Annotated in this window: 19 protein-coding genes; 5 read left to right on the forward strand and 14 right to left on the reverse strand. The window is 47.8% G+C overall.

Annotated features, from left to right (window positions below; translation table 11 throughout):
- Positions 1-30 precede the first annotated feature (30 nt).
- From ACWGXJ_RS14100 to ACWGXJ_RS14140, 9 genes are all read right to left on the reverse strand, one after another.
- Positions 31-2,691: a PBP1A family penicillin-binding protein gene (locus ACWGXJ_RS14100; RefSeq protein ID WP_452567006.1), complete on the reverse strand. Its 2,661-nt coding sequence runs from the start codon at positions 2,689-2,691 to the stop codon at positions 31-33.
- Positions 2,692-2,881: 190 nt separating this feature from the next.
- The gene (gene hfq / locus ACWGXJ_RS14105; protein WP_023989043.1) at positions 2,882-3,127 is read right to left on the reverse strand and encodes an RNA chaperone Hfq; all 246 of its coding nucleotides are present in this window, start codon (positions 3,125-3,127) and stop codon (positions 2,882-2,884) included.
- Between the two features lie 20 nt (positions 3,128-3,147).
- Positions 3,148-4,128, reverse strand: a complete 981-nt coding sequence (miaA, locus tag ACWGXJ_RS14110; protein WP_452567007.1) for a tRNA (adenosine(37)-N6)-dimethylallyltransferase MiaA — start codon at positions 4,126-4,128, stop codon at positions 3,148-3,150.
- Positions 4,112-4,960, reverse strand: a complete 849-nt coding sequence (locus tag ACWGXJ_RS14115) for a class I SAM-dependent methyltransferase (protein ID WP_452567008.1) — start codon at positions 4,958-4,960, stop codon at positions 4,112-4,114. The genes miaA and ACWGXJ_RS14115 overlap by 17 nt, the downstream gene beginning before the upstream one ends.
- 12 nt (positions 4,961-4,972) lie before the next feature.
- Positions 4,973-7,147: a DNA mismatch repair endonuclease MutL gene (gene mutL / locus ACWGXJ_RS14120; RefSeq protein ID WP_452567009.1), complete on the reverse strand. Its 2,175-nt coding sequence runs from the start codon at positions 7,145-7,147 to the stop codon at positions 4,973-4,975.
- Between the two features lie 63 nt (positions 7,148-7,210).
- On the reverse strand, positions 7,211-10,030 hold the full coding sequence (mutS, locus tag ACWGXJ_RS14125) for a DNA mismatch repair protein MutS (RefSeq protein ID WP_452567010.1): 2,820 nt from the start codon (positions 10,028-10,030) through the stop codon (positions 7,211-7,213).
- Between the two features lie 110 nt (positions 10,031-10,140).
- A complete protein-coding gene (locus ACWGXJ_RS14130) occupies positions 10,141-11,373 on the reverse strand; it encodes a putative amidoligase domain-containing protein (protein WP_452567011.1) in 1,233 nt (410 codons plus the stop codon).
- 124 nt (positions 11,374-11,497) lie between these two features.
- Positions 11,498-12,055 carry an outer spore coat protein CotE gene (locus ACWGXJ_RS14135; protein WP_061831597.1) on the reverse strand — a complete coding sequence of 186 codons (558 nt, stop codon included), beginning with the start codon at positions 12,053-12,055 and terminating at the stop codon, positions 11,498-11,500.
- Between the two features lie 126 nt (positions 12,056-12,181).
- Positions 12,182-13,078, reverse strand: a complete 897-nt coding sequence (locus ACWGXJ_RS14140) for a LysR family transcriptional regulator (protein ID WP_028540705.1) — start codon at positions 13,076-13,078, stop codon at positions 12,182-12,184.
- 115 nt (positions 13,079-13,193) lie between these two features.
- On the opposite strand from ACWGXJ_RS14140, the gene ACWGXJ_RS14145 reads away from it, so the two are divergent.
- Positions 13,194-14,510 (forward strand): amino acid permease, encoded by a 1,317-nt coding sequence (locus tag ACWGXJ_RS14145; RefSeq protein WP_452567012.1) that lies wholly within the window; start codon positions 13,194-13,196, stop codon positions 14,508-14,510.
- Between the two features lie 21 nt (positions 14,511-14,531).
- Here the strand turns inward: ACWGXJ_RS14145 and ACWGXJ_RS14150 are convergent, their stop codons facing one another.
- The 5 genes from ACWGXJ_RS14150 to ACWGXJ_RS14170 all read right to left on the reverse strand — a co-directional run bounded on the left by ACWGXJ_RS14150 (position 14,532) and on the right by ACWGXJ_RS14170 (position 20,030).
- Complete coding sequence (locus tag ACWGXJ_RS14150) at positions 14,532-15,488, reverse strand: aromatic acid exporter family protein (protein ID WP_023989050.1); 957 nt, start codon at positions 15,486-15,488, stop codon at positions 14,532-14,534.
- Positions 15,489-15,641: 153 nt separating this feature from the next.
- Positions 15,642-16,475 (reverse strand): ABC transporter permease subunit, encoded by an 834-nt coding sequence (locus ACWGXJ_RS14155; RefSeq protein WP_440722653.1) that lies wholly within the window; start codon positions 16,473-16,475, stop codon positions 15,642-15,644.
- A gap of 8 nt (positions 16,476-16,483) precedes the next feature.
- Positions 16,484-17,296 carry an ATP-binding cassette domain-containing protein gene (locus ACWGXJ_RS14160; RefSeq protein ID WP_440722652.1) on the reverse strand — a complete coding sequence of 271 codons (813 nt, stop codon included), beginning with the start codon at positions 17,294-17,296 and terminating at the stop codon, positions 16,484-16,486.
- On the reverse strand, positions 17,293-18,384 hold the full coding sequence (locus ACWGXJ_RS14165; RefSeq protein WP_452567013.1) for an ABC transporter substrate-binding protein: 1,092 nt from the start codon (positions 18,382-18,384) through the stop codon (positions 17,293-17,295). Before ACWGXJ_RS14165 ends, ACWGXJ_RS14160 begins: the two co-directional genes overlap by 4 nt.
- Before the next feature lie 128 nt (positions 18,385-18,512).
- A complete protein-coding gene (locus ACWGXJ_RS14170; protein ID WP_452567014.1) occupies positions 18,513-20,030 on the reverse strand; it encodes a carboxypeptidase M32 in 1,518 nt (505 codons plus the stop codon).
- Between the two features lie 173 nt (positions 20,031-20,203).
- Between ACWGXJ_RS14170 and ACWGXJ_RS14175 the strand changes: the two genes are divergently transcribed.
- The 4 genes from ACWGXJ_RS14175 (at position 20,204) to ACWGXJ_RS14190 (ending at position 22,482) form a co-directional block, all read left to right on the forward strand.
- Entirely contained in the window at positions 20,204-20,767 is a 564-nt protein-coding gene (locus ACWGXJ_RS14175) for a beta-class carbonic anhydrase (protein ID WP_061831592.1), read from the forward strand.
- Positions 20,768-21,018: 251 nt separating this feature from the next.
- A complete protein-coding gene (locus ACWGXJ_RS14180) occupies positions 21,019-21,591 on the forward strand; it encodes a PadR family transcriptional regulator (RefSeq protein ID WP_061831591.1) in 573 nt (190 codons plus the stop codon).
- A 153-nt stretch (positions 21,592-21,744) separates the two neighbouring features.
- Complete coding sequence (locus ACWGXJ_RS14185) at positions 21,745-22,200, forward strand: hypothetical protein (protein ID WP_061831590.1); 456 nt, start codon at positions 21,745-21,747, stop codon at positions 22,198-22,200.
- A gap of 3 nt (positions 22,201-22,203) precedes the next feature.
- Positions 22,204-22,482, forward strand: coding sequence for a YxcD family protein (locus ACWGXJ_RS14190; RefSeq protein WP_322171521.1), 279 nt, complete (start codon positions 22,204-22,206; stop codon positions 22,480-22,482).
- Positions 22,483-22,571 lie beyond the last annotated feature (89 nt).

Genomic DNA, 22,571 nt, shown 5'->3' on the forward strand with positions numbered 1-22,571 from the left:
GCAAATTCAACTTACATAAAGCAATACTTGCTAATCCCGATTGTGACGTCCACGATTGGAGTTCGAATGACCGTTAGAATTGCCTTCTTGAGTTCCATCCGTTGTGACTTCAGTCGTAGATGCATCCGTATTTTCTGGATTTACCATAGTATCTTCATCAGAAATACCTGCATCCGGTGTAGTAGTCTGACCATTTTCCTGATTTGTATCGTTTCCATTGCCGGAATTGCTATTATTGTTGCCTGTGCCTCCAGCACCATTCCCACTAGTATCTCCAGGAGATGTCGGAACCTGACCTGAGCCATTATTGTTGTTGATACCGCCAGGAGCTGTATTTCCCTGATCTGTACCGTTTTGTCCGTCTGTAGCCCCGCCATTATCCGGTAAGGTTCCATTCTCGTTTGGATCAGTCCCTTGTTGTGGATCAACCGGAGTAGTCTCTGCCGGAATTTCCACACGGATCGTATTAGAAGCCTCGGATTCTTTACCATCCGCTCCATAAGCCACTACATAATATTCATACGTGTTTCCAGCTATAGGAGACGTATCTTCACCACTCGTGCCCTTCATGGCCTCCATGATTGTTGCAAAGCCTGCATCAGAAGTCCCTTTGCGATACACACGGTATTGTACATTATCCCCCGTCGCCGCAGTCCAGGACAACGATACAATTTGGGTGTCCTGACTATAAGACCCGCTCAGCCCGCTTGGAGCGGTAGCCTGAACCGGCTCTTCTGGCTTCTGCTCAACTGGTGGTTCATATCCCTTCGGCTCGCTGAATTGCGTAACCGGGTGTCCCTTGAGAGCTTCACCCATGACTCTTCCGAAAAAGGCTGCCGACTGCCCACTGTAGTTTCTGAGCATATGTTTGCTGTCCGGCTTATCATAACCCATCCATACTGCTCCGGTATATTCTGGCGTATAACCGACAAACCAGATGTCCCGGTTACCACTGTTACCGCTAATTCCGCTTTGGGTCGTACCCGTTTTACCAGCTACAGGCCAGTCAATACGTGCTTTGCGACCTGTGCCGCTATTGACTACATTTTGCATCATTTGTGTCATTTCATAAGCCGTTTTTTCACTCATTACAGATTTAGATTCCTCTTCATGAGTATAAACTACCTGATCATCACTATTATTAATTTTTTTAATGGAATAAGCCTTTTGGAATTGTCCTTTATTGGCAAAAGCGCTGTAGGCCTGCGCCATTTCAAGGGTATTCGTTCCTTTGCTTAATCCACCCAATGCGATAGCAAGTGAGTGATCATTTTTGTCCATCGGAATGCCTACGCTCTCGGCAAATTGAACCCCTTTTTCCACACCGATTTGGTTCAGCAACCATACAGGCGGAATATTTTCAGACTTCGTAATGGCATCGAGCATGCTAATGGTTGATGAGTAACCATGCAAGTTTTTCGGACTGTATCCGTTAAAACTCTGGCGTTCGTTACTCAAAGGGGTATCCATCGTAAATTTACCGGATTCAAGAGCTGGCGCATAGGCTACAATCGGCTTGAAAGCCGATCCTGGCTGTCTGCGGCTCTGTGTCGCACGATTGAAGGTTCCCTTTTTATAATCTCGTCCGGGTGCCATTGCGGCAATTCCACCTGTTTGGTTGTTAATAATGACCATCGAGGCTTGAACAGGCTGATCGTCAGGACTTTTTTCGAACATGTCATCATCTGCCATCGCCTGATCCAGCGCATTTTGGGCCTGGGCATCCATTGTCGTATGAATCTTATAACCACCAATAATCAAATCATTGCCGCTAACTCCTGGCAGTGCATCCTCTGCCTCATCCATGACGTATTCCATAAAATTTTGATACTTTTGAACTTTTTCTGGTTGTTTGTAATTGTAATTTACAGCCTTGGCCTCTTCCATCTCTTGCTTTCCAATCATCCCTTGCTCAAACATCAGCTGGAGAACCACCGCACGTCGTGCCTTCGAGTTCTCCGGGTTACTGATCGGATTATACTTGGATGGCCCTTTCGGAATAGCTGCCAGTGTAGCAACCTGCCACAATTTTAATTTGTTTAAGTCTGACACGCCAAAATAGCCTTCCGACGCTGCCTTAATTCCAGAATACGAGCGTCCAAACCAAATCCGGTTCAGATATAGTGTAATGATGTCTTCTTTAGTCAAATTCCGCTCCAGCGCCATTGCGATGGATACCTCGGTCGCTTTACGGAAAAAGGTTTTGTCACGTGTCAAAAACAAGTTTTTGGCTAGCTGCTGAGTTAGTGTGCTGCCGCCCTCCACTGCCGAACGAGCCACGATATCCTTTACGGCCGCCCGACCGATAGACCAAATATCAACACCCTGATGCTCATAAAACCGTTTATCCTCTGTTGCCACAAAAGCTTTTTTCAGCAGATCTGGTATTTCTTCGCTTTTAACAGGATCGCTTTTTTGCACAGACAACTCACCCATGAGCACACCGTTGCGGTCATAAACCTTCGATGTCTCGTTCACTGTAATTTTGTCTTTGTTGGCTTTGTAAATTTTTTCGCCATTAACCATGACAAATAAATATCCACCAAGTGCACAGAATATGGCTAAGGCCGCTGTAATAAATAGCGTCCACCCCACTCGCTTACCTGTTATTTTCTTTTTCTTGCCCTTCGGCTTCTCTTTAGATGTGTTTCTATTGCGATTGCCGGATCTGGACAATGAATCGTTTGGCATTCCCCTGACTCCCTTTCGCGAATAATCATATGATACCTAACATAAGCCTAAAGCTTGCTGTCGGCAGCATGAAAGTAAACGGAATGAAAAGAACAACCCTGATCAGGTTGCTCCCGGTCACATTCCTATACAGTTAGACGAGACGGACGCCTGAAAAGTTTCATGAACCCGGGCGACCGTCAAGCCGTAATCAGTTATCGCTAGCGTTATCCTGTTGCTGTACAAGCGATACATTGCGTTGCGGTGTAAAAGTGGAGATGGCATGCTTGTAAATCAGCTGTTGCTTTCCATCCGAGTCGATAACAATCGTAAAATTGTCAAATGCTTTAATCGTCCCTCGCACCTGAAATCCATTGATGAGGTATACCGTTACAGGTATAGAATCCTTGCGCAATTGATTCAGAAACGTATCTTGGATATTAATGGACTTGTTCATTTTAGCCGTACCCCCAATAATCATTTGGATTGTTTTGAAGTATATTCAAGGTCTGTCCGGAACTTTCCTGCTATAATTTCGTGTATTCGGGCTGCATGAGCAGAAAAATTTCCGAAATCAGTGACATCTACCCACTGGATATCCTTCATATGGCGAAACCACGAGAGCTGTCGCTTCGCAAAATGACGCGTATCCCGTTTTAGCCAAGTCACCGCCTCTTCCAAAGACACCTCTCCCCGCAGGTAGGAGGATATCTCTTTATAGCCTAGACCTTGCATGGAGATGGCATCGCTTCGCACTCCCCGTTCCATTAAGGAGGTTACCTCAGCAACAAGCCCTTGATCGAGCATCCCGTCAATTCGGTCTTCAATACGTTTATATAGCATTTGCCTATCCATTGTCAAACCTACGATGCAGAGTTGGTAGGGAGATTCCTTTTTTTGACTGGCAAGTTGAGAGCTAAGTGTCGTTCCGCTAACATGGTAAATTTCCAGTGCCCGAACGACACGACGACGATCATTAGGATGCAGACGAAGTGCACTTTCGGGATCAACCGCCTGTAGTCGCGCATGAAGCGCGTCAGCTCCAAACTGTTCGGCATAGTCAAGCTGTTCCTGACGAAAAGCTTCGTCAGCCCCCACCTCGGAAAACTGGTATTCATAGCAGACTGATTCTACATATAAACCTGTTCCGCCTACGATAAACGGTAGCTTTCCTCTAGATTGAATATTAGGTATGAGACGACGACAGTCTTCCTGAAATTGGGCTACTGAATATGGGTATTCAGGCTCATGAATATCAATTAAATGGTGCTTGATTCCTTCCATTTCCTGTTCGGAAATTTTGGCAGTTCCAACGTCCATATGACGGTATACCTGCATGGAATCCCCGGAAATAATTTCCGCGTCAAATTGTCGAGCCATCTCGATGCTTAGTTTCGTCTTGCCAACCGCAGTCGGGCCAACAAGAACAAGTAGTTTAGGCTTAGGTGCCACTGTCAATATCAATCACTCCGTACACTGTTTTCGTTGTGCCCCGCTGCTCTACACGGAAGCCGAGGCGGGCAAATTCCCCGCTACCCCGTTTTTCTTTTAATACAATTGTTTTTCGTGCAATCCGTTTCGCATGAACAATACTTTCCTCATTCAACGCGTCTGGATTAGCCAACCCTCTCAATGGACCGATTGCGCTGGAATCGAGTAATGGATCACGGAACATAGGGTCAAAGTAAATAATATCTATACTGCGATCCGGCAAACTGCGCAAATAGTCCAAATGATGACCAAAACGAACGTCAATGTTGGAAAAGGCCTGATCTACTTCAGCGTTGCCGGAACGGTAATGCCTCATTCCATCCTTGATTAAAGCATAGACGGGGAAAGAACTCTCCACAGCCGTGACTTGTCCAGAGCTTCCCGTTCCAATTGAAAATAGAAGAGAATCCGTACCAAGTCCTGCGGTGCAATCCAGTACAGTATCACCCGGGACGAGCCGGGCAGCCGTCAACATCGGGTCAGGTTCACCCTTTAATACCCGTTTGGCGCGAATGAAGCCCATACTCGGGTGAAAAACCATCGGTGATTGTTCTGGACTAATCAGCCTCACTCCGCCCTGCACCAGAACCAATGCTTGGCGGACTCTGTGAGCCGCGATTAGCTTAGCTACCGATATGCCACGACGAGGGGCATACAACACCCCTAACTCGGCTGCAAGCATCTTCGCTCGCTCCACAACCTCAGCCGAGGGGGAATCCCCTGTCGTGACCAGTAATTCGACTTTCTTCTCCCGTAGCCTCGACCGCTCTTCTTCATGGTTTTCCCGATCCTGCAACATATATATACTCCCTTACATTACTCTTTTAAACAGCTTCTCTAAATCATATGTGGAAAAGGAAACCACAATAGGTCGCCCATGAGGGCAAGTATATGGTTGTTTGCACGCTGCCAAACGCTCTAGCAGCACGCTAGCCTGTCGGTCAGTCAGCTTCTGGTTTGCCTTAATCGAAGCCCGGCAGGAGCACATGATCGAGGCTGCTTCCCGCAGCTTTGCAAGATCAATGGCTCTTTCCTCGAGCACCCATCCGGCCATTTCCTCAATAACATCCGCTTCTTCCCCTTGGGGAAGCCAGTACGGGTAAGAGCTGACACGGAAAGTTTGACCGCCAAAATGCTCCAAATACACCCCCGCCTGCTCAAACCAGTGCAGCCTTGTTTTCAACTTTTCTGTCTCGGAAGGCGTAAAATCCAGTGTAATTGGCAGTAGCAACTCCTGCGATACTGACTCGGGATTACCGAATTTTTCATAATAAAATTCATAATTGACTCGTTCATGTGCGGCATGTTGATCAATTAAATACAAGCCCTGGTCGTTCTGTGCAATCAGATATGTCCCGTGGTGCTGACCGATTAAATTCAGTTCAGGAAAAGTGGGCAACTCTGGAACTTCTCCCGACACCGCTGCCAATTGCTCTGCATTCAGACGTTGCTGGCGAGGCTTCTGATCCGCGAAATGACGGGAATCCGTAGCGTGTCCTTCAATCGGCGGCACAGAAGATGGGTAAGCTGCAGAAGCAGCCGTTTCCTTTATCCCTCCACTGTATAAAGAAGATGTGCCTATTGCAGCATTATCTCCTTCGGGCGACTGTACAGTCGCTCCATCAGGGAGCGGCACGTCCCCTCTAACTTCACTCCCGTTGTTTTCTTCCACAAAATCTGCATCCAGTTCATCATCACTAATACTTTTACCTGAAAGGTTGTTTGCCCGTCCAATAGCTGAGAGGCTATCCCTGCTCGGACGTTGCTCACGCTCCTGGCTACCTCTGTTATTCTCTTCGTTTCTGTTCAAGTAATTGGATTGGCCCGGTACCTGGTTCTCCGGCGAGGTCACGGAAAGTGGCAGTGCTCCCCCCCGGTCTTTGTCGGAAGGAGCATCCCCTTCCGTAGCATTTCCCTTTGAGAAGTGAAACTGCTCCTGCACAAACGAGCCACTGTCCTTGCCACCGATCTCGCGCTTGACTGCCTTCGGAATCAGCACTTGCTGCCCTAAAACAGCTTTTACCGAATCCTCGACCAACTGAAACAGTTCAGCTTCTTTGCTAAACCTTACCTCCAGCTTGGCAGGATGAACGTTAACATCCACCAAAGAAGGATGCATTTCCAGTTGGATCACAGCCAGCGGAAAACGATTGATCGGCAATAAGGTATGATACGCCTTGAGCAACGCCTGATTAAGCCCGTAGCTACGCACAAAACGTCCATTCACTACCGTCGATATCGCATTCCGATTCGATCTGGTCCACTCTGGGCGGCTGATATAGCCGCTAATTCGGTAATCAAGGCTCTCTCCTTCCAGCAGCAGCATGGACTTCGCCGCAGAAGTTCCATAAATAGCGGCAATCACCTGGAGCAAATCACCATTACCCAGCGTTTGCAACAATGTATTGCCATTATGCCGCAATGTGAAGGCAACCTCAGGGTGCGAAAGCGCCATTCGGTACAATACATCCGAAATGTGTCCCAGCTCGGTCTGGATTGTTTTCATATATTTCAGCCGTGCAGGTGTATTATAGAACAGCTCCCGTACGGTAAAATCCGTCCCTTGCCTACTAGCGGCATCCTCGTGAAGCACCAGCTTGCCGCCCTCAATCACCAATTTACGGGCACGCCCGTCATCTCCGGCTGCTGTAAGCAGCTCTACTTTCGATACAGCCGCTATACTTGGCAACGCCTCTCCCCGAAAGCCGAGACTTGTGATCTGAAACAGGTCGCGACCATGTCCAATTTTGCTTGTCGCGTGCCGATAGAATGCCGTCTCCACATCCTCAGGCTCAATGCCACTTCCATTATCCGTCACCCGGATACTTTGCAGACCGCCCTCTTCTACCCATACGTCCACCCGCGTACCGCCTGCATCAATCGCATTTTCCACCAGCTCCTTCACGACGGAGGCTGGACGTTCCACGACCTCACCGGCAGCAATCTGGTTCGCAATATGTTCATCCAGTACCCGAATTTTAGACATCCTTTTAACCTCCTCCTGACTTCAAAGTGTGATGAAAAATAAGAATAATGTCACCTATTTTAACTACAGGCCATTGGCCTTGTTTTTAAGATCATTTAATAGCTGCATTGCCTGTAAAGGAGTCATATTCATGACATCAGCATTTTTCACCTTGCGCAAAATTTGGCGCACAATCGGATTAGCCTCTACTGTCTCTGCATGGGGCTTGGAGGCGGCAAGCTCCTGCTCTCCGAAAATGGACAGCTGTACCACTTCGGTTGCTCCTTGCTCCAACCTGCTGGAATCCTCCACAGTCTGTAGAGTATCTTCTTTTACCAGGGTGGCCTGCTGTGATAAAGACTGAGTTGATGATGCAGTTTCTCCGCTTTCTCGCAATGTCTGGCCTGAATTATATTCGGTCAAAGAAGAAATATCTTCCGTCTCTGAAACTGTACGAAGATCAGTCCCTTTCTTCCCTCCTACTACTATCTCGGTACCTGCCGTTACTTGAGCTGCTGCCTGTTCAAAACCATTCAGCAGTCCATTCGCTCGCTCAATAATGTTATTGGGCAAGCCTGCAAGCCGAGCACAATAAATGCCATAGCTACTGCTAGCCGCTCCCGGTATGAGCTTGCGTAGGAAATTCACCTTGTCGCCGCTTTCCTGCACGGCCATAGAGTAATTTCGCAGCGAAGACAGGCCTTGCTCCAAATGCGCCAGCTCATGGAAATGCGTGGATACCAGCGCCTTACAGCCGATCGTGTCATGGACAAATTCGATGACTGCCTGTGCAATTGCCATCCCTTCACTAGTGGACGTACCTCGTCCCAGTTCATCAATAATGATCAAGCTTCGCGGAGTTGCCTTGTCCGTCATTACTTGGATATCTGCCATTTCGACCATAAACGTACTCTGCCCACCGATGAGATCATCCGCCGCGCCGATCCGTGTAAAAATGCGATCCAGCATCGGCACCTTGGCACGTGCAGCTGGGACAAAGCAGCCAATTTGAGCCATAATTGCAATAAGCGCAACCTGACGCATATACGTACTTTTCCCAGCCATGTTCGGCCCGGTGATAAGTAGAATATGCGCATCGCCTTCCTCCAACACCGTGCTGTTGGCGATAAAACCGCCATCTTTCATTACGGCTTCCACCACGGGATGGCGCCCCTGCTCCACTACGAAATCATATCCTGTAGTCAGCTCAGGTTTCACGAATCCCCGTTCCGCACTAACCGATGCCAGCGACTGATACACGTCAATTTCAGCCACTTGCTCTGCCAGCTTTTGCAAACGGGGAATTTCAGCGTTCAATTTACTACGAAGCTCGGAGAAAAGCGTGTACTCCAGATCAACCATTTTATCCTCGGCTTCCAGAATTAGAGATTCCTTTTCCTTCAATTCCGGTGTGATATACCGTTCCGCATTCGCCAACGTCTGTTTGCGTTCATATCGTCCTTCTGGTAATGAAGCCAAATTGGATTTGGTCACCTCGATATAATAACCAAATACTTTGTTGTATCCAATTTTAAGTGACCGAATGCCGGTTGCTGCACGTTCCTTGGCCTCTAGCTCAGCGATCCAACGTTTACCGTTCACACTCGCCTCGCGCAGTTCGTCCAGACGCTGATGGTAGCCTTCCTTAATAAGACCTCCATCCCTTACGGAAATTGGCGGTTCATCCGCCACCGCTTCCTCAATCAACGCACACAGATCTGTACAGCCATCCAGCGTTTGTGCAATCTGTCTCAGCGTCTTCGAAGGAGATTCAGCACACAGCTCGCTTAAAGAAGGAATTTGGGCCAGCGACAGCTTGAGGGCGATCAGATCACGTGCATTAGCACTACCAAAGGCGATCCGCCCAACTAGACGCTCCAGATCGTAAATCTCTTTAAGCTGAGCACGTACATCCTCTCGGAAAATAAACTGGTGGTATAGCTTGTCCACCGCCTCCAAGCGTTCCTCAATAAGACTGCTGCTCAACAGTGGCTTGTCAATCCAACGACGCAACAGACGCGCTCCCATGGAAGTCTCTGTGCGGTCCAACAGCCACAGCAGCGAGCCTTTCTTGGAGCGTTCCCGTACCGTCTCCACCAGTTCCAGATTCCTGCGGGTAAATGGATCCAGAATCATAAAATGGTTTGGCTCATATACCGAGATTTGGGTCAATTGGCCTAACGATCTTTTTTGTGTTTCATTCAAATAGGAAATCAAGCGCGATACGCACCGTCTGCGTTCCTCCGTAAGCCTTGCCCACGTGGCTTCCCCAAATTGATCCCGAACCAAATCATCCTTGGATTTGTCCCAGGCCGTATACACAACACGCCGTCCAACGGGGGACATACGGGATGTCACAAAATCCAGCAGATGACCATCTCCCAACATTTCGGAAGGCTCATAAATGTTAATTTCATCTAGTAGCCATTCTTTCGAATCAGGCACAGAAGTCACATACAATTCACCTGTTGACAAGTCGCACGCCGCAAGCGCCAGCATTCCGTCCGTCTCTGTGACACATACCATGTAGTTGTTGGATTTGTCACCCAGCACCTTGCCTTCCATTACCGTTCCCGGGGTCACAACGCGGACAATATCCCGCCGCACCATCCCCTTCGTAGCTGAGGCTTCCTCCATTTGCTCACAGATGGCCACCTTATAACCCTTCTCAATAAGGCGTTGTATGTAATTTTCAGCTGAATGATAAGGCACGCCGCACATCGGAATTTTTTCCGTGGCGCCACCCTCACGACCCGTAAGTGTAATTTCCAGCTCCTTGGATGCAAGAATTGCATCATCGAAAAACATCTCGTAAAAATCTCCCAGACGGAAAAACAAAAATGCATCTTTAGCCTGCTCTTTTATGGATAAATACTGCTCAATCATCGGTGTATATTTGGACATACCGTTCACTAACCCCCACACTTTGTTCCGTTTAAACTTATAATTATCTCTCATTATATCAAAAATGACAGTCGATAACATGAAACCGTTCCTGGTGTCGACACTTGATTTTACGTAAGCTTCCAATATGGACGCAAATCCCGTGATTCATCCCACTGTTTCCCCTTGCGGAGGCTGTCCAGCAATGGCGCTACATAAGCTTCATATTGCGAGTATATTTCCAGTGAAACCATATCCAAAATAAGAGGTTCCACATACTCCTTAAGCACAGATTGATTTCCTTCATAAAAGGCTCTGTGAGCCTCCTCCTGACCCAGCGGCCTACGTTGCAAACGCGGATATTGAGAAGCAATGAGAAACGCCATCCCAATCACACCTTTCGCCAGCTGTGGCGAAATAAGAAAACTGGGCAGTGTACGATATTCAAAGCCTCCATACGACTGACGGCGAAAATCACCCAAATTGCCATAATGCGGTCTGCGCCGGACCGCACGCTTGTCTTCCAGTAGCGCCAAAGGCAGTGCCAAATAGTTATCCAGTGCCCGGAGCAAGGCACCGTTTAGCGAAACCCCGCTAAAATGCAGATGTCCGCCCAGCGGAAAACCCGGTTGCGGCATCCCCCCCGCCTGCCAGATGAGTGTGCGGTCAGCAATGCGCCGGGCTGCGGTTGCAAAAGCTTGACGCAGATGCTTCAGCAGACGGGCCGGATCTCCACTTGGCGCAGGACGAAGCTCAGCGACTGGATACAGTGTTCGTCCCCGGCGGGTAACAGCATCGCAGCCGGCTATGCCGAGACGACCCAAATATCTTGATGCCGGAACGACCCGTCCCTCTGGCATACGAACCAGCACAAATTCAGGGTCCATTCCGATGAGTAGTCGATCTCTCCCTCGTTCCGCTGAAAGATTCTCACCCTCAATATCCCCTTCGCGCGCAGCAATTTCATATAGCGTGGCCAAATGTCTATCATTCAGCCATGGCTGTGCCGAGACTTCGCGCACCTGACAGCTGCGCTCCCCCAGCGGCGTCAGTACCACCTCACCACTGTCCAAACCCAGTGTGTACAACGCACGTACAGCCAGCCGCTCCATCCGGACATAGAGCGGTGAATGTTGATCCAGCTCAGATAGATCGTGTGCGCGGACTTTGGAAGGTCGCTCGATGGCACGTCTACGAATTTCCAGCACTCGCAGTTGATGGATTTGCACCGCGTAGCCTATCGCAAAATCTGCAAGGCTGCTATCCATCCACTGCACCGTTATGCCTGAACGTTCCAGTCTACGCTCTTTTTCATCGTTTGACATCTGTCTGAAGCGTATGAGCGCCTGTCCCGGCTGCTGCATCGTATTCCCCCCTACGGACTACGTACGGATTTCAACCCACAACAACAAAAAAGGAGGGCCTTTGCCCCCTGCGCAGAATCAGCCGGCGCAAAGAGTAAAGCGGCCCTCTTTTTGGTTACTTCTGTCAGAGCTCGTCGTCAATGAGGTCGGGGTCGAGCTCCTCATAGTCCCCCTCTTCCGCTCCAAAATCAAAGTCTTTTTCAAAATCATCGCTGCTACCATTCGGGAATACTTCTACAACAATCTTCGTTTCCGCCACCAGCTCCACCGCAAATTCCCGCTCGACCCGGATCATTACGCTGCCACCTCCAGAAGACACACTGGCCTCGACACAACTCGGCTCCTGTGTAGCTTCGGCGGATACTTCCACTGTAGACGCCCGGTGCTTCGGATCAAGATACGAGAGCGGCACATTTTCTACGTACGACACCGTTTCCTTGGCCACATCGGTCTGCGAGTTTTTATCGTATGAGTACCAAATATTGATATCATACGTCCCGACGACCTCAATGCCGTCCCCCGCCGCCACAGCTTCATACTGGTGGTTAATAATCCATGCCCCTAAAATGCTCGTTGGATTATTCGGCGGAGTTACGGTATGGGTTACGGTAGAGAATCTGCGACCTTTACCACAGATCGCTTTGGTAATAATCTCTCTACGATTTTTATGACTTAATGCCATTCTTGAACCTCCTCCATACAATCAATCATTCCATACATATGTATGCAGGTTGTGGGCGAATGTTGAGTGAATAGGCGAAAAGGAAAAAATATTATTTGTATAAGCATATGCCGCGATGGCTTGAACTCATGCACGCCAATGTGTTACATGCTGCTCAACGATCTGTAAAAATTCGCTAAGAGCCGGAGATTTCCACTTTTTCGTGTGATAAGCGACCTGAGTAGCCACCTGCTGTTCACTGTCATCCCAGGCTAAACGCGCCATTTTACCTTCTCGCAGCTCATTTTGTACCGTTACCAGCGGAAGCAGCGCAATACCCAATCCAGCCATGACACACTGCTTGATAGCTTCAATACTCCAAAATTCCAGGCTAGGGTCTGAAAAAATACCGTGTTTATTCAAATACTGCTCAAAAAGGATACGGTACGTACATCCTGCCTCCGTATGCAAAATAGTTTCATCCTTCAAGTCGGCAGGCTCTACCCGGGTATAGGTAACCAGCGAATGCTTAAGTGGAGCAACCAAGGCCATCGGCTCATGAATAAGCGTGGTGACATTCAGTTCTCTATCCTCCGTCTCAGGCTGAAGCAAAAAAGCCAAATCCAGCTCACCGGAACGGATCAAATCGCGTAATTCCCAGCATTCGCCGGGTTTAAGGACAATTTTAACCTTCGGATACCGTTCTCTGTACTCACGGATCAGACTTGGTAAACGAAAAGCGGCCAGAGACTCTGGTGCTCCTATTTTCAGCGTGCCCGCCAATTCTGTTTCTGAACGAAGCGCATCCTTAGCCATAGCATGCATTTTGGAAATTTCCTGCGCATAGGGCAGCAGACGTCGTCCGGCATCCGTCAGCATGATTTTTTTGCCAATGCGATCAAAAAGCGGCGTACCCAACTCTGTCTCTAGCGCTTGAATTTGTGCAGTGATACTCGACTGTGCATAATCCAGTATACGCGCTGCTCGCGTAAAACTGCCTGCCTCGACTACATTTAAAAAGGTAAACAAATGCCGCGATTCCATAATCCGCTCCTTCAATCGGTTTTTCCGATGCAAGCAATCGTTATATTCCGTTTTTCCGATAGATTGATTATCTGATAAGCTGGAGAAAATAACAAGAGAAAGAAGGCTTTTCTGCATGACAAATGAAAGTAAACTTCAATCCACCATTGGTCTTCCACAGGCCATTGCACTCTATATCGGAGCTGTACTGGGTTCGGGGATATTGATTGTGCCTGGTCTTGCTGCCCAAATGGCGGGGCCGGCATCGCTGCTGGCATGGGGTTTTATGACCCTGCTCATCCTGCCAATGGCACTTTCCATGGGGCTTCTATCTGCCAAATTCCCGAATGCGGGAGGGGTATCGCACTTTGTCACGTTGGCCTTTTCCCCACGTGCCGGTGCTTATATCGGGTGGTTTTTTCTCATGTCGGTTCCGATCGGAGCACCTGTTGCCGCACTCACTGGAGCCGGCTATATGACCGCAGCCATGGGCTGGGGAGAGGAAAGCCGCATAATGTTAGCCGTTGCTATGCTGGCGGTGGGCCTGATCATCAACTGGATCGGCATGAAGGTCGCGGGACGTATTCAGATCGCAGTCGTCATAGCTATCGTTGCCGTCCTTATATTCGCCATTGCCGCAGCACTTCCTCAGATGAAAACAGTCCACTTCACCCCGTTTGTTCCACATGGCTGGCTCTCTATCGGTCAAGCCGCCGCGATTCTGTTTTGGTGCTTTATCGGTTGGGAGGCCGTGTCCCATATGTCAGAGGAATTCACCAATCCCCAGCGGGCGGCCGTTAGAGGTGTGACCATTGCAGCCGTCATTGTCGGTTTGCTTTATTTCTTTACTGCGCTGGCTACTGTGGGCACACAAAGTTACCTTGCGGGGGATTCGGATGCTTCACTCGTATGGGTGATTAGTCGAGCTATCGGGCCGTGGGGCGCGATAATTGCTGGCTTGACGGGTATCTTTATTTGTACCGCTACTATTATTGCTTATGTTGGTGCCGCTTCACGTGTCGCTTATGCTTTATCCCGGCAAGGACAGGCCTTTCGCTGGATGGGCAGGTTATCGCAACGTTTCCATACCCCTATCGGAGGCATTGCTTTTCTTAGCGTGTGCTTTGTGATCATTATGGTGTTGTACGGTAGTGGCGCTGTTTCACTCACTAACCTGATTCAATTCCCGAACGCCACCTTTATTCTGACCTATCTCGGCGGTTGTGCAGCAGGAATTAAGCTTCTACGTGGTAGTTGCTGGGGCGTAGCCATTAGCTGGATATCGTTCATCTCTACGGCGATCGTTTTCCCCTTTGTCGGATGGGCTATGCTGTACCCTTGCCTGATCACCGCTGTCTTATGGACCACAGACCGAATTCGGCACAAACGGACTTTGAGTCAATCGGCTTCTACCATTACTGAACAAGAAAAGGCTACTGTCCGTCACGGATAGTAGCCTCTCAAGGCCTTTACTCTAATTTTTCACTGGAGTAGGGGCCTTGTCCTTTTTCGCAATTTTCAAATACTGATGAAGCTCATGTGTAAGCTGCAATAATGCCGAGCGAATCTCAAATTCCTCCCGGGTTGCGGGAAGCTCCATGGCTTTAAATTCTTCACGAACCTGCTCTAGCAGCTTCTCGGTCTGTCCCGTATAATGTCCAGCCAAAACGTCATTGCTAAGCTGGTCGAACAGCTCGGCCAGAAGCTTGGCCTGCGGCATATGCTGATACATTTGTGCGATCAACTGCATCATGTTTTGGATCGAATCCAGCTGTTCTTTTCGCATATAAAAATACACATTCCAGCCCTCTTGGGGACGAAGCATCTGATTTTCCAAGGAACGCCCCGCCTCAGTAACCCCTTTGGCTATCACGCTGTTCGCTTCAATAACTTCCTTGCCATCCCATATGTATGCTGGACTACGCAGCGTATTGGCCATATTTCTGAATATAACAGAAAATGTCCGATCCACCTCCTGCCGAATTTGTTGCATTGTATTATCAGAACCCGGCATATAGGCTAAATTGACAATCATCGCGGAACCCAGTCCAATCACTAGCAGAGCTAGCTGGGTCAGCAGTACCTCCATATCAATCACGCCGCCGCTGAATACGCGAAAAACTACGACCGAACCGGTGACGATCCCTTCTTTAAATCCCACCCGTACAATGACTGGAAACGCCGTTAAAATATATAATGCCAGTACCCAATCATGGAATCCGAATACCACAAACAAAACACAAGCAAAAAGAAGCCCCACGACGGATGCAAAAAATCTCGCCGAAATGGTACGGAGACTTCTCTTGCGTGTGACATCCACCCCCAAAATCGCTAAAAGCCCTGCTGAGGTGGCTCCATGAATGCCAAAACCCTCCGCAATAAGTACGGCCATTAATGCGGCAATAGCCGTTTTAATCGTACGAAAGCCCATGAAAAAATTCTGTCCTCTCTAGATGAAATCTGTTTCAGCATTTTGCATAATTCGAAATTTATGCATAATGCTCATTTTCATAAATTTTAAGTGTTTTCATTTTTCATGGTACTTTATTTTCACGTTTTACACAAATGTTCAGAAATTTTATTATTACCGATGAGGACGACCAGAAAGCAGACGGTGCTCCACATACACGACCGCCTGATACATCAGTGTAGCTACGACAGCAATGATCAACAGGCTGGACATAACCAGCGTGAAATTGAACACCTGAAAACCATAGATAATCAAATAGCCTAAGCCGTTTTTAGCCACCAGAAATTCACCAACAATCACACCAACCCATGCCATACCGACATTCACTTTCAGCGTAGAGACGATTGCAGGAAAGGATGCAGGTAAAATCACCTTTTGAAACGTATCACGGCGTGATCCGCCAAACGTGCGAACCACTTTAATCAGATTCGAATCGACTTCCTGAAAGCTGTTGTATACGACTAGTGTCGTAATGATGACCGTAATGGAGAGGGTTGTCATTAGGATAGCAGTAAATCCCGCCCCAAACATGACGATAAAAATTGGACCTAGCGCCACCTTAGGCATACTGTTGAACACGACCATATAGGGATCAAGCACCCTCGACAAAAACGGTGACCACCAAATAAGTACAGCCAGCAACGTACCTAACAGTGTACCGAGTAAAAACCCCGCCATCGTCTCTCCCACGGTGACACCTACATGTCCCCATAATTCACCACTGACCGCATCCTTACCGATCTGGGTAAAAATTTTGCTCGGATAGCTGAACAGTAGTACATCAATCCACTTCAAACGGCCTGCAATTTCCCATAGCACAAACAAAAGCAGTAAAATAGCTGTCTGCACACCTGTCACTAACCATCGTTGCAAACGCCTGCTGCGTAAATACGCCTGATGTAGTCCTTGAATCCAACGTTGCTCAAGCTGATCCGCTTCGTCCTTCATACGTTAACTCACTCCTTTGCTCCCGAAGCCTCCAGTTCACCCCATATTTCATGAAAAAGCTCATTAAAACCCGGCTGCTCGCGTGCATAAAAAGGCTGAGCTTCTCGGATGCAATCCGGAATCTCGAAGGTACGTCGGATATGACCCGGATTTCGACCCATCACTATAATCCGGTCACTGACCGCAATGGCCTCGGCCAAATCATGTGTGACTAAAATAGCCGTCTTCCTCCGCTCGCGCAAGGTTTCCGCAATCAGATCTTCCAGCTGTAGCTTGGTTTGATAATCCAGCGCGGAGAACGGTTCATCCAGCAGCAGCAGTCCCGGATTGGTCGCCAGCGTCCGTACCAGCGCCACGCGCTGGCGCATTCCCCCAGACAACTGGGATGGATGCAGATGCTCCTTCCCTCCCAGACCCATGCCTTCCAGTAACAGCCGTGTCCGCTCACGCGCAGCTTCATCTACTCTGTTGCCTAGTTCCAGACCCAACAATGCGTTATCCATTATCGTCCGCCACGGGAACAGATAATCCTGCTGCAACATGTAACCGACCTCTGGACTCGGACCACTTACCGGCTGACCTTGCAACATAACTTGGCCTGTCGCTGGACGCAGTAGCCCCGCGATCATGGACAGGATCGTCGTTTTGCCGCAGCCGCTTGGACCAACCAAGCTGACAAACTCCCCTGTCTCTACGGAAAAATCAATATTCTCAACCGCCAGCGAAGCTTCACGATCCGTTACATAGACATGCGTTACTTGCTTCAGTCTCACCATCGGGATGGTCGCGTCCAAAGTTAGGCCACTCCGTTCCTCCATCATGACGAACCTCCAGCACCGACACCTGCATCCGTAGATTCAGTTGTGCTCTTTTTCACAGGCGGTTCAGTATTACCGGTAGAGCTTGACGAAATCGCTTGTTGTGCAAAGCTTGGGTTCACTAGCTTATCTAGTGCAACCGGACTTTTAAGCTCCCCTGCCGAGGTCATGACATCCTGTAAGTTCTTCCATTCCTTTTCCTCAATCATCGGGTTCAAAGCATAGGTACTCTGTTCCTTATATCGCTTGATACTACTCGTTAAAACAGCTAAATCTGTATCTTTAAAATAGGGCGTGATAGCTTCGGCAATCTGTTCAGGTGAATGCGTAGCAATCCACTGTTGTGCCCGATATACAGCATTTGTGAATTTCTGTGCAGCCTCGCTATTTGTGTTCAGGTAGCTTTGCTTAGCCATATATACCGTATACGGCAACTCGCCGCTCTCCACACCGATAGAGGCAACAACCCGCCCACGACCTTCCTTTTCAAAAATAGATGCCTGCGGTTCAAACAGCTGCACATAATCCCCTGTACCGGAGCCGAAAGCAGAGGCAACATTAGCAAAATCAATATTTTGAATCAGCTTCAGATCCTTGTGAGGATCAATGCCGTGTTTGCGAAGCGTAAATTCAAGTGACATTTGCGGCATTCCACCCTTGCGTTGCCCCAAAAAATTTTGTCCTCTCAGCTTTTCCCATTCAAAGCTATTCTGCGTTTGACGGGCAAACAAAAAGGTTCCATCCGTCTGTGTCAGTTGGGCAAAATTAATGATAGGGTCCTCTGCTCCTTGCTGATACACATAAATAGATGTTTCCGCGCCGATGAGCGCGATATCCGCCTGATTGGACAACAACGCCGTCATTGCCTTGTCACCCCCGGGAATCGTTGCCAGCTGGACATCCAGTCCCTCCTGAGCAAACATACCCTGGCTCAAGGCTACATACTGCGGCGCATAAAAGACCGTACGGGCTACCTCGCCTAATCTGATCTCAATCGTCTGCTCCCCTCCTTTGGGGGTGCACCCACTGAGCAACAGTAATCCGAGTAGTGCCGCAGCCACCACAGCTTTGAAACGAGCGCCGTTTTTCATCCTTATTCCCTCCCCACCTTTTTACATCGGTTGACTTCATATATTGTTATGCCATTGTCGATATATTGGTTAATTGCAAAAAAAAAAACCCACGTTCGCCCGGGAACGCGGGGTAGATGCTATATGATTTACAGCTTGTATATGGAGGTATATTTCTCTTCCAGATAGTCGGCGAGATAATCCGGGTTCAGATCCTCACCTGTAATGGCTACAATCAACTCGGACGGCGTCCGACTCTTGCCGTAACGGTAAATACGTTCGGTCAGCCATTGCTTGATCGGCTCAAGCTCTCCAGCAGCAATTAATTCATCCAGATTTGGCAACTCTTTGCGTAATGTCGCCAAAATTTGCGCTGCATACATATTGCCAAGTGAGTAGGAAGCAAAATAACCAAAATCACCGCCGGACCAGTGAACGTCTTGAAGTACGCCCAGTCCGTCATTCGGTGGAACAAGTCCCAAGTATTCCTTATATTTCGCATTCCACACCTCGGGGAGACGCTTCACATCCAGCTTTTCATTAAACAGCATTTTTTCAATTTCATAACGGATAATGATATGTAAATTATATGTTAGCTCATCCGCTTCAATACGAATCAGTGAATTTTCCACACGGTTGACTGCCCGGTAGAATTGCTCTGCCGTAACCTTTGCCAAACGATCAGGAAAATGCTTTTGCAAATCATCGTAATACCGATCCCAGAAAGCACGACTGCGTCCGATTTTATTCTCCCACAAGCGGGACTGGGATTCATGAATCCCCATAGAGGTTCCTCCAGACAGTAGTGATCCTGCCAGCTCTGGAGCAATATTTTGTTCGTACAGCGCATGACCTCCTTCATGCAAAGAACTGAAAATAGCACTGGTTACATCATCTTGCAGATAATGAGTTGTTATACGCACATCACCTGGATTTAATCCTGTTGCGAAAGGATGTACACTCTCATCCAAACGACCTGCGTCAAAGTCATACCCCATCTGTCCTAAAATGAATAGGCTGAACTTCTCCTGCTGCTTCACATCAAACACACCATCTAAAAAGCTCTTATCCGGCTGGTTCGATGAAGCCTGAATTTTAGACAATAGGGGTACAAGGCGCTTCTTGAGACGATCAAACACAGCATCCAGCTTTTCAACCGTCATCCCCGGCTCATATTGATCCAAAAGCGTGTCATACTCTGTATCCTTAACACCCCAGTAGCCGATAAATTCACGCTTCATGTCTACGATTTTAGACAAGTACGGTTCAAATCCGGCAAAATCGCTATGTTCCTTTGCGTCCTCCCACTTGCTCTCTGCCTGTGCTGCAAGAATGCTATAATCCCGGTATCGGTCTGCCGGAACCGAACGATTCAGTTCATAATTTTTACGGCATTCCTCCACCAATCTGCGATCATTGTCCTCCAGTTGCTTCAGCTTGTCTTCTACGGCAAAAAATTGCAGCAATTGTCCCATTTCATCCGAGATCATCAGCTTGAACATTTCAGTGGACAGCATACCCAACGTCTCCGACCGAATATCAACGCCCTTGCGCGGAGCGCCAGTCCGTAAATCCCAGTGCAGCAGACCTACTGCTTCGCCATAACTACTAATTTTGTGTGCAAGCTCCTTTAAAGCCGTCAATTGATCCAACGTCTGTTGCGCCATATTTGAGGTCACCTCTTTAACTTAAAATGGTTAAAACTTTACAATACCTATACTTGATGATACTTATATTAAAAAGTATAATCAACACACAACATGTACGACCAGCTCCTAAGACCTAAAACAAACGTTGGACTGTACATATCAAACTTTATTAGAATCTGGAGGGAACAATCGTGGATCACATCAAAGAAATTTTAGAGTACAATCGTGTTTTCGTAGAAAACAAAGAATACGAGGCCTATAGAACGGGCAAGTTCCCCAATAAAAAAATGGTCATTATCACCTGTATGGATACACGGCTAACGGAATTACTCCCAAAAGCTATGAACCTGCGCAACGGTGATGTGAAAATCATCAAAAATGCGGGTGCGATTATTTCACAGCCCTTTGGAAGCGTAATGCGCAGTGTGCTAGTCGCCCTGTATGAGCTGGGAGCAGACGAAGTCGTCGTCGTAGGCCACTATGAATGCGGTATGGCTGCATTAAATGCAGACCACATGGTCAATGAAATGCTCGATCGCGGAATTTCTCAGGAAGTGCTGAACACATTAGAAAATTCAGGCATTAAGCTAAATAAATGGTTAAAAGGATTTGACAACATTGAAGAAGGGGTAAGAACTACCGTGAAGCTTATTAAGAATCACCCGCTTCTCCCCCCTAATGCCCCCGTTCACGGCATGGTTATTCATCCAGATACAGGAGCGTTAACGCTTGTCGTTGACGGGAATGAACAGTAAACAGGATACGCTTTGTCAGAAAGTTACCAGGGTAGTTTAAGCTCGTACATACGAGCCTAAACTACCCTTTTTTATGAAAAAAAGTGCATATACGTGGAGAATGGCAGGAACCAATTTTGGCTAACCTGTGAACGACCTGTCTGAAAGTTGTCAAACCATACAGTTTCAGTGTACACTTTTCATGAAGCTGCAGAATACCTGCCGCAGTGCTGTTACAACCGTTACTATGATGGATGAAGGAGATAAGATCTATGAATTTACTATCGTATGGTCTGTTGGGGCTTCTCGCAAGAGAGGAATCCTCCGGCTATGATCTGATGTTGCGTATTCAGCCTTTTTGGCAGGCTAAGCACAGTCAGATCTATCCGCTACTGGCCCGTATGGAGAGCAAGGAACTGCTAGCCTCTCGTTGGATTCAGCAGTCTGACAAGCCTGATAAGAAAATGTATACCATTACCGACAAGGGAATCCATATGCTTCAGCAATGGTCCCAGGAAGCGTTAGCTGCTCCGGTTACACGGGATGAATTAAGTCTTCGACTGTTCTGTCTTTGGTTGACGGACAAAAGTAGTGCCAATCGTATGCTGGAAGAACGCAAACGTCATTTTATTCAGAAAATCCAGCATCTTGAGGATATTCTGAACGACATTCCCGCAGAGAATTTACATTTTGGCAGTAAGAACTTTGGTGACTATATTTTAGTACAAAAAGGACTTTTGAATGCTAAAGCAGGTCTGGAATGGTGCCAAATGGTTCTGCGTATGCTGCTTGCCGGTGATGTCAGTACGGATACTAATCCGTTTTTACTTAAGCCGCAAAGCTGAATGCTTTTACCAATCCATGCCTAGGATTTATGGGACGTTATTATTTAATTTTTAAAAATTAAAATTCTTTGAAACCCTTTTCCATGCCATTCGTATTACTGGTTAGCGGTTGTTTGACCTATAAAAAAAATTTACTAAGGGGGATATATTTACATGAAAAAAACATTTACTTTGAAAAATATGATGATGCTGATGATGGCTTTTACCCTACTCATTGCTATGATCGCACCATCTACAGCTGATGCAAGGCGAGGCGGCGGGTTTAAATCCGGGCCTAAATCATACCAATCTACACCAAGCAAGGCAAATGACAGCAGTGGCGTCAATAAGTCAGATAGCGGAACCAAGTCAGGAGCAACTGCTGGGAATACAAACAGAACTGGTGGATTCCTTGGCGGTGGCGGCGGATTCCTGAAAGGTATGATGCTGGGCGGTTTGGCAGGTATGCTCTTCGGCGGATTGTTCGGTAACATGGGCGCATTGGGTAGCTTGCTTGGTCTGGCCGTTAACGTTCTCGCCATTTACGTCCTGATCATGGCCGGAGTAGGTATCTACCGTGCTATTAAAAATCGTCGCAGACCCGATGATTCCCGCGGAGGACGTTACTAAGCTATGATTTTGAGTATGGATGAGATTGTCAACGCTATTTGCTTGCATATGGCTGAACGCAAAGGTGTCCAGCCCACTGATATAACAGTAGAATTAAGCTGGGAAGAGGATACAGGTTATTCCGCAGAAGTCCATGTACAGGGCCGTAGTCAATATCTGGTGGAAGCCAACATGATTGAAGCAATTCTGAGATACCTGTATTCCGAATACAATATTCGTGCCTATCGCGAACAAATCAGATTGGATCTGGATGAAGAAATTACTGCTATTGTCCAAACTTGATTATTTCGCATAAGAAGAACCGACCTTTGCTTGATGGCAAGGGTCGGTTTTTTTGCTCGTTTTCTAATAGATCATTAAGGTTGCTATAG

It is taken from the genome of Paenibacillus sp. S33, from assembly GCF_053615415.1.